We start from the raw sequence: 8,281 nt of genomic DNA, 5'->3' as shown, positions 1-8,281 counted from the left end.
GTTCGGACCAGGTGGCGGGGTGGGGGCGTGGGTGGGGCGAGGGGCTGGGTGGGCCGGGTGCTCGGCGCTGGGGCCGGACGGGTGGGGCCGGGGCCGGGTAGGCCGGGTGCTCGGCGCCTGGGGCCGGGGAAATCCGCGCGCATACAGGTCCGCAGGTGATCGTCCCCCCGGTGGGGGCTTACCCAGGCGTGGCGCGCCCGAAGCCCCGCGGGGGCCGGGACCCGCGTCCTCAGGACGGACGCGCCATGGCCGCCACGAACGCGCGCTCCACGTCCGCGGTGGACAGGACGCCGTAGATCTCGCCGGTCTCCTCGACCACCAGGTACTCGGTGGCGGGGGTGGCGCGCAGGTAGTCCAGGAGGTCTTCGCCGGCGAGTTCGGCGGAGACCCGCATGCCGTCCTTGAGGTCCTGCGCCAGGCCGCTGACGGGGACCCAGGGGCGGCGGTGCTCGGGGACGCCGACGATGGCGGTCTCGCGGACGACGGCGGTGGGCCGTCCCGCGCGGTCCACGACGACCAGGGCGCGTGCGCCCGCGTCGTTGGCGCGGCGCAGCGCTTCGGACAGCGGGGTGTCGGCCTCCACGGGGACGGCGCGCCGGGTGAGCGTACGGGCCTGGAGGTCCGGGAGGCGTTCGCGCAGCCGGGCCATGCGCAGGCTGTTGCCCGCGCCGGTCCAGATGATCGCGGCGAGGATCGCGGCGAGCAGCGCGTCGGTGATCGAGTCGGCGCCGCCCAGGTCCGTGGGAGCGTTGCCCAGGGCACCGGTGTGGGTGAGCAGCGGCAGTCCGATCAGAACCGAGACGGCGAGTGCGCGGCCGACCCAGGCGGCGGCGACGGTGCCGGTCATCGGCTTGCCGGTGACCTTCCACACGACGGCGCGGAGCATCCGCCCGCCGTCCAGCGGCAGGCCGGGGAGCAGGTTGAAGACGGCGACGATCAGGTTGGAGATCATCAGTCCGGCGAGCAGGACGCCCGGTACGGTGCCGGGCTCGACCAGCTCCATGCCGCCGTAGAAGAGCCCCGCCAGGACGAGCGAGAGCAGCGGCCCCACGAAGGCCAGGACGAATTCGCGGCCGGGGGTCTCGGACTCCTTCTCGATCTCCGAGACGCCGCCGAAGAACTGGAGCTGGATGCGGCGCACGGGGAGCTTGAAGCGCAGCGCGGCGACGGTGTGCGCGAGCTCGTGCACGAGTACCGACGCGTAGAAGGCGACGGCGAAGAAGAGCGAGACCAGGTAGCGGCCCGCGCCCAGCTCGGGCAGGACCCGTTCGAGCTGGCCGCCGAAGACCCAGGTGATCAGCGCGGCGACGATGAACCAGCTGGGCGCCACGTAGACCGGTACGCCGAAGGGGCGGCCCATGAGGATGCCGCCGCCGGTGCGTCGCCCCGGCTGGTTCTTGGGCGCCGGCTGCGGGGAGGGGCGGCTTCCGGACGGCCGCGTACGGCCGGCGCCGCGGGCCGGGTCGGACGGTCCGGGCGGGTTGGGCGGTTGGGGGTGCGCGGACTCCTCGGGGTCCTGCGGCTTCCCACTCTCGTCCACGGTGTCCCCTCGTCGATTGCGGCCTTCGCTCCTGTCCGTCCGGTTCCGGTCCGGTACGGCCTGTCGATCATGCAGGGCGAAGGGGTCTGGCGTCGATGGTATGCGGAACGCTCCGCGACGCCCCGTCTCGGTCTCCCATTGTGATCCCTCGGTTGCCGGAGCTGTCAGTGGCGGGCCGTAGGGTCGTATGTCATGGGAACGAGCACCGAGAAGGCCGCGCCGGACGCCGCGGGCGGGGACGGCGGGCAGGACGGCACCGGCGGGGCCGGAGCGGCCGGCGGAGTCGCGACGGCCGGTGAGGCCGAGGGGACCCGCGGGACCGGAACGGCCGAGGTGATCCACGAGGCCGGCACGGCCGCGCCGGCAACCCCGACGACTCCGGCCACACCGGCCACACCGGCAGCCCCGGCAGCCCCGGCAGCCCCGGCAGCCCTGGCAGCCCCGGCAGCCCCGGCAGCCCCGGCAGCCAAGGAAACACCACCCCCCTCCCCCGCCACCCGCCCCCGCTCCCTCTCCCCGTCGCGGGCGAGCGACTTCATGCAGTGTCCGCTGCTGTACCGCTTCCGGGTGATCGACAAGCTGCCGGAGAAGCCGAGTGCGGCGGCGACGCGCGGCACGGTCGTGCACGCGGTGCTGGAGCGCCTCTTCGACGCCCCGGCGGCGCAGCGTACGGCGGTCGGCGCGCGGGCGATGGTGCCGGGCGAGTGGGAAAAGCTGCTGGCGAAGCGGCCGGAGCTGGCCGAGCTGTTCGTGGACGATCCGGCGGGCGAGCGGCTGGCGGCCTGGCTGGCGGACGCCGAGGCGCTGGTGGAGCGGTGGTTCACGCTGGAGGATCCGACCCGTCTGGAGCCCGCCGACCGCGAGCTGTATGTGGAGACGGTGCTCGACTCGGGCCTCCAGCTGCGCGGCTTCATCGACCGGGTGGACGTGGCGCCGACCGGTGAGGTGCGGCTCGTCGACTACAAGACCGGCAAGGCGCCCCGTCCGGAGTACGCCGACGGCCCGCTGTTCCAGATGAAGTTCTACGCGCTGGTGATGTGGCGGCTGCGCGGCATCGTGCCGCGCCGGCTCCAGCTGGTGTACCTGGGCAGCGGCGACGTGCTGACGTACGACCCGACCGAGGCGGATCTGCTCGGTGTGGAGCGCAAGCTGCTGGCGCTGTGGGACGCCATCCAGCGGGCGACCGCGACCGGCGACTGGCGCCCGCGCCGTACGAAGCTGTGCGGCTGGTGCGACCACCAGGCGGTGTGCCCGGAATTCGGCGGCACTCCCCCGCCGTATCCGCTGCCGGTGCCCGGTCAGCGGCGGGAGCTCCCTGTGGCGGGGCCCGGGGAGGGGCAGGGCAGAATGGGCCTGGTCTAACGAAGGAGTTCCTGTGGCAATCCGCGTCCTGCTGGTCGACGACCAGCCGCTGCTGCGTACCGGCTTCCGGATGATTCTGGAGGCCGAGCAGGATCTCGCGGTCGTCGGCGAGGCCGGGGACGGTCTGCAGGCACTGGAGCAGGTGCGGGCGCTGCAGCCCGACGTGGTGCTGATGGACATCCGGATGCCGCGGATGGACGGGGTCGAGGCGACCCGGCAGATCACCGGCCCGGCGAAGGACGGTCCGGCGAAGGTGCTGGTGCTGACGACGTTCGACCTGGACGAGTACGTCGTCGAGGCGCTGCGCGCCGGGGCCAGCGGCTTTCTGCTGAAGGACGCGCCGGCCCAGGAGCTGGTGCAGGCGATCCGGGTGGTCGCGGCGGGCGAGGCGATGCTGGCGCCGAGCATCACGCGCCGGCTGCTGGACAAGTACGCGGGCCATCTGCCGTCCGGCGAGGAGCCGGTCCCGGACACGCTGCACACCCTCACCGAGCGTGAGGTGGAGGTGCTGAAGCTGGTGGCGCGCGGTCTGTCGAACGCGGAGATCGCCGCGGATCTGTTCGTGAGCGAGACGACGGTCAAGACGCACGTCGGGCATGTGCTGACGAAGCTGGGGCTGCGCGACCGGGTCCAGGCCGCGGTGTACGCGTACGAGAGCGGCCTGGTGCGCCCCGGCGCCCAGTAAGCCGTACGGCCGTACGGGCGCCCCCGCGCCGACGGCCCGCCTTACCTCACACGACGGCCCGGCCCGCCCCGCTCCGAGGAGCGGCGGCGGGCCGGGCCGTTGGTGCGTCCGGGGGTGTCACCCCTTGCTGATCTCCCAGAAGCGGAAGACCGTGGAGGCGTCCAGCGTCCACTGGAGGCCGGCGATGTTCTCGCCGGCGACGGCGTACTGCTTGCCCTGCCAGATCGGTATGACGGGCAGGTCCTCGGCGACGATGTCCTGCATCTCGCGGAAGGCGGGCTTGGTGGCCTGCCGGTCCGGCTGGCCCGCGGTGCCGGGCAGCAGCTTGGCGGTGATGCGCTTGGCATCGTAGTTGTTGTTCAGGACGTTGCCCTTGCCGAAGAACGGCTGGGTGAAGTTGTCCGGGTCCGGGTAGTCGGGGACCCAGCCCTTGACATACGCGCCGTACTTGCCGGCCTCGACGCCCTTCTCGAACTCGTCGATCGGCACGCTCTTGACCTTGGCGTCGAAAAGGCCGCTCGCGTTGAGCTGCTGGGCGATCTCCTGGAAGGCCGGGACGGTGCCGGGCCCATAGCGCACCGGGGTGGCCCACAGGGTCAGCGGCACCTTCTTGCCGCTGCCGTAGCCGGCCTCGCGCAGCGCGGCGGCGGCCTTGTCGGGCTGCGGCCGGTCGCCGTAGCTGGCGAAGAAGGCCGTGTTGTGGCCGGTGATACCCGCGGGCACGATCGAATACAGCGGCTGGGCGGTGCGCTTGTAGACATCCCGGACCAGCGTGGAGCGGTCCAGGAGATGGGCGATGGCCTTGCGCACGCCCAGCTTGCCGGCGACCGGGTCGTGCATGTTGAACACCAGGTGCATGACCTCGGCGCTGTTGCCCTGGACCACCTGGATGCCGTGCTTCTGGGTGGCGGTCGCCTGCTCCAGCGAGGCGATGTCCTTCATGTCCAGACCGCGGTAGGCCAGGTCGATGGAGCCGTCCTGGACCGCCTTCTTCAGCTGGTCGGGGCTCTTGAAGAACTTCATCGTCATGCCGGAGTTCTTGACCTTCGCGGGGCCCTGGTAGGAGCCGTTGACGCCGAAGACCGCCTCCTCCTTCGGGTCGTAGTCCTGAAGGGTGTAGGCGCCGGAGCCGACGGCCTTGTTGTCGGTGCGCAGCTTGTCGGCCGCGTACTCGCGGTGGTCGACGATGGAGCCGGCCCCGGAGGCGATCTTCATGGGGAAGGTCGCATCGGCGCTCTTGAGGCGGAAGACGACGGTCTTGGCGTCGGGGGCCTCGACTTTCTCCAGGCCGGCGAACATCACGGCCGGGCCGCGCTTGTCGTTGATGCGCTTGATGCGGTCGAAGGAGAACTTGACGTCCTCGGAGGTCAGCGCGTGGCCGTTGCTGAACTTCAGGCCGTCCTTGAGGGTGCACTTGTAGACCGTGCTGCCGCCCCCGGCGAAGCCGCAGGACTCGGCGGCCTCGGGCTCGGGGGTCGTGCTGCCCTTGGGGAAGCTGAGCAACGACTGGAAGACATTGGTGAACAGCACCCATGAGACCGGGTCGTAACCGCCTGCGGGGTCGATGGACACGATCTTGTCGGTCATGCCCATCACCACCGGGTTGCCGGTCCCGGCGCTCTGGCCGTCACCCGTTCCGCAGCCACTGAGCAGGGCGGCGACGAGCCCTGCCCCCAGCGGTGCGGCCAGCCACTGGTCGCGTTTCCTCACGTGCGTGTTCCTCACAGTCGTATGGCGGTCAAGCGATGTGATCCGCGCCGGCGGGTGCCGGAGTCGGGTGCCGGCGGGAATGCCGTCATCGGTTGTGGTGGTGCGCGCCGTCGGATGCGGCAGCCGCCCGGCGCCCGGGGCGCCGGCCGGAGATCGTCGTCAGTTGCTGCTCACTCCGCGGGCCAGCTCCCAGATCTGCAGCGCCGAGGACGAGTTCAGGGCCCACTCGGCGCCGGTGATGTCATCGCGGGCGGCGACGTACTGCTTGCCCTGCCACAGCGGCAGGATCGGCACCTCGTCCGCGATGATGTCCTGGGCCTGCTTGAACTGCTCCGCGGCGGAGTTGCGGTCGGTCTGCTGCCGGGTGCCGGGGATCAGCTGGGACTCGATCTTGTGGTTGCGGTACGGGGAGTTGAGGAAGTTCCCCTTGCCGAAGAACGGCGCGATGTAGTTGTCCGCGTCCGGGAGGTCGGCGAACCAGCCCATGCCGTAGGCGGCGTACTTGCCCTCGGTCTGTTCCTTGCGGAACTGCTGCCAGCTGTCGACGCCCTTGAGGCTCACGTCGAACAGGCCGCCCTGGTTGAGCTGGCTCTGCAGGGTCTTGAACTCCTTGGCGGTGCTGGAGCCGTAGTGGTTCGTGGTGTACGTGAGGGTGAGCTTCACCGGGGTGCTGATGTGCGCCTGCTGGAGGATCTTGCGGGCGGCGGGGACGCTCGGGCTGCCGTACTTGGTGAAGAACGAATTGATGTGACCGGTGAGGCCCTTGGGGACCATGGAGTACAGCGGGTCACCGGTGTAGGAGTACACGTCGCGTACCAGCGCCGAGCGGTTGATCAGCTGGGCCATGGCCTGCCGGACGGCCTTGTCGGAGACCGACGGGTTGTCGGTGTTGAAGGCGAGGTAGCGGATCTCGGAGCCGGGTACCGCCTGCAGCCGGACGTGCTCGTCGCGGGCGTTCTCCAGGCCCTTGATCTGATCGGGCGCCAGGGTGCGGTTCACCAGGTCGATGTCGCCCTTGCGCAGCGCCTTCTCCATGCCTTCGGAGCCGTCGAAGAACTTCATCTCGACGGTGGAGTTCTTCACCTCGATTCCGCCCTTGTACTCGGGATTCTTGGTGAAGACGGCCTTGCTGACGCGCTCTCCGCTGTGTTCGACCTTGACGGTGTACGGGCCGGAGCCGGCCACCTCGAAGCCCTTGTAGAGGCCGTTCTTCGGGTAGACCTCGCTGTCGACGATGGCGGCCGCCGGGGTGGCGAGCTTCTGCGGGAACGTGGCGTCCGGCTTCTTCAGATGGAAGACCACCTCGGATTCGCTGGGGGTCTCCACCTTGTCGACGTTGTCCACCAGGGAGACCGGGCCGCGGTCGTACTTGATGGCCAGCATCCGGTCGATGGAGAACTTCACGTCCTTGGACGTGAGCGCGTGTCCGTTGGTGAACTTCAGACCGTCGCGGAGTTTGCAGCGGTACTGCTCGCTCTGGGTGTCCCGGAATCCGCACGACTCGGCGGCCTCGGGCACCGGCGCGGTGCCGGTGCGCGGCAGGCGCATCAGCGTCTGCAGGGTTCCGCGCAGCACGTTCCACGCGTCGACGTCGTACGCCTGGGCGGGGTCGAGCGGGGCGGGCGCGTCCTTGGTGGCCTCCAGCTGGGCGGTGGTGCCGACCTTGATCGGCTTGCCGCCGTCGCCGGAGCCGTCCGAGCTGCCGCACGCGGCGAGCGTGGGGACGAGCAGACCGGCCAGGGCCGGCAGCACCAAGGTCTTGCGATTCATCGTCGGCAGGTTCCTTATCAGCGCAGAGGTGTTGCTCGCGATGACATTAGTAGGAACGGCCAGCGCGTCCGGGACACAACCAAGTTGAACGGATATCACGCCCGGATAACGGCCGCCGGGTGACCGATATCCGGACGCCGGAACGATTCGTACGCGCCTCCACCAATCCGGACACATACCCCCAAGAAAACCGGGAGAAAGCACCCATGGAACGAGCGCAGGCCGAACTGTCGACGGGCTGACGCGTGAGAAACGTCACTCCAGGATTGGGGAGTTCCCGAGGGTGAATTCGGCCAGTGCATTCGTCACGGAAAATGAGCGGCCCGCTGCTCACAGTTTCTTCCCTTTTCGCCGGGCACGCTCGGTGTTCGCGTCACCGGCCGTCCGTGATCAAGGACCGCAGAAATGGGAGATCCACTTCTTCGAGCGATCCGACGACGGTACGGGCGGTGCCGGGGCCGATCGGGCTCACCGACGGCACCGCGACCACCTGGCAGCCGGCCGCCTCCCCGGCCGTCACGCCGGTGACGGTGTCCTCCACCACGGCGCAGCGCCGCGGGTCCACCCCGAGCCGGGCGGCGGCGGTCAGATACGGGTCCGGGTGCGGCTTCGTACGGGGCAGGTCGTCGCCGGCCAGCGTCAGGTGGAAGTGCTCGGGGCCCAGGGAGGGCAGCATCCGGTCGATGACGGTGCGGTGCGAGGCGGAGACCAGGGCGGTGGGCACGCCGTGCGCGGCCAGTTCCGCCAGCAGCCGAAGGGCGCCGGGCATCAGCGGCACACCGCGCGCGATGCGCTCCGCGAACCGCGCGTTGAGCAGCACCGTCAGCTCGTCCAGGGCGATGTCGGCGCCGGTCACGCCGATCAGGTACGCGGCGCTGCGGGTCATCGGCCCGCCGACGACGACCTGGCGGTGGTGGTCGTCCAGTACGTGGCCCAGCTCGGCGAAGACCGCGGCCTCCGCCTCCCACCAGAAGCCCTCGGTGTCGACGAGGGTGCCGTCCAGGTCGAGGAAGACGGCCTGCAGGGTGGCGCCGTCGGCCGTACGCGTGCCCACCGCGGGGATGCTGCTGGTCATCCGTGCACCTCCGTAGTCGAACGTCCCCGGAGGGACGAAAGGGCCGGCCGCCCTCCCGCGCGGGGAGGACGACCGGCCGCTACCGGACCGACCAGTGTACGTCTGCATGCGGTGGCCCGCGGTGCGCTCGGTGACTTCC

The 8,281-nt window shown here is 70.5% G+C and carries 6 protein-coding genes; 2 read left to right on the top strand and 4 right to left on the bottom strand.

All coding sequences use genetic code 11. The features are described 5' to 3' along the window. Window positions 1-229 precede the first annotated feature (229 nt). Window positions 230-1,540: a site-2 protease family protein gene (locus ADK86_RS20480; protein WP_053697847.1), complete on the bottom strand. Its 1,311-nt coding sequence runs from the start codon at window positions 1,538-1,540 to the stop codon at window positions 230-232. Window positions 1,541-1,732: 192 nt separating this feature from the next. Between ADK86_RS20480 and ADK86_RS20475 the strand changes: the two genes are divergently transcribed. After that, a complete protein-coding gene (locus ADK86_RS20475; RefSeq protein ID WP_234345948.1) occupies window positions 1,733-2,902 on the top strand; it encodes a RecB family exonuclease in 1,170 nt (389 codons plus the stop codon). 13 nt (window positions 2,903-2,915) lie between these two features. Beyond that, window positions 2,916-3,587 (top strand): response regulator, encoded by a 672-nt coding sequence (locus ADK86_RS20470; RefSeq protein WP_003981597.1) that lies wholly within the window; start codon window positions 2,916-2,918, stop codon window positions 3,585-3,587. A 117-nt stretch (window positions 3,588-3,704) separates the two neighbouring features. Here the strand turns inward: ADK86_RS20470 and ADK86_RS20465 are convergent, their stop codons facing one another. The 3 genes from ADK86_RS20465 to ADK86_RS20455 all read right to left on the bottom strand — a co-directional run bounded on the left by ADK86_RS20465 (window position 3,705) and on the right by ADK86_RS20455 (window position 8,142). Further along, the gene (locus ADK86_RS20465) at window positions 3,705-5,297 is read right to left on the bottom strand and encodes an ABC transporter substrate-binding protein (protein WP_053697846.1); all 1,593 of its coding nucleotides are present in this window, start codon (window positions 5,295-5,297) and stop codon (window positions 3,705-3,707) included. A 159-nt stretch (window positions 5,298-5,456) separates the two neighbouring features. Further along, window positions 5,457-7,067, bottom strand: coding sequence for an ABC transporter substrate-binding protein (locus ADK86_RS20460; RefSeq protein WP_053697845.1), 1,611 nt, complete (start codon window positions 7,065-7,067; stop codon window positions 5,457-5,459). A 373-nt stretch (window positions 7,068-7,440) separates the two neighbouring features. Then, complete coding sequence (locus tag ADK86_RS20455) at window positions 7,441-8,142, bottom strand: HAD family hydrolase (RefSeq protein ID WP_053697844.1); 702 nt, start codon at window positions 8,140-8,142, stop codon at window positions 7,441-7,443. Window positions 8,143-8,281 lie beyond the last annotated feature (139 nt).

The organism is Streptomyces sp. NRRL F-5755 (assembly GCF_001279365.1).
GTDB lineage: Bacteria > Actinomycetota > Actinomycetes > Streptomycetales > Streptomycetaceae > Streptomyces > Streptomyces rimosus.
The sequence above is the reverse complement of the archived record's forward strand: the minus strand, read 5'-3'. Positions and strand labels throughout refer to the sequence as shown.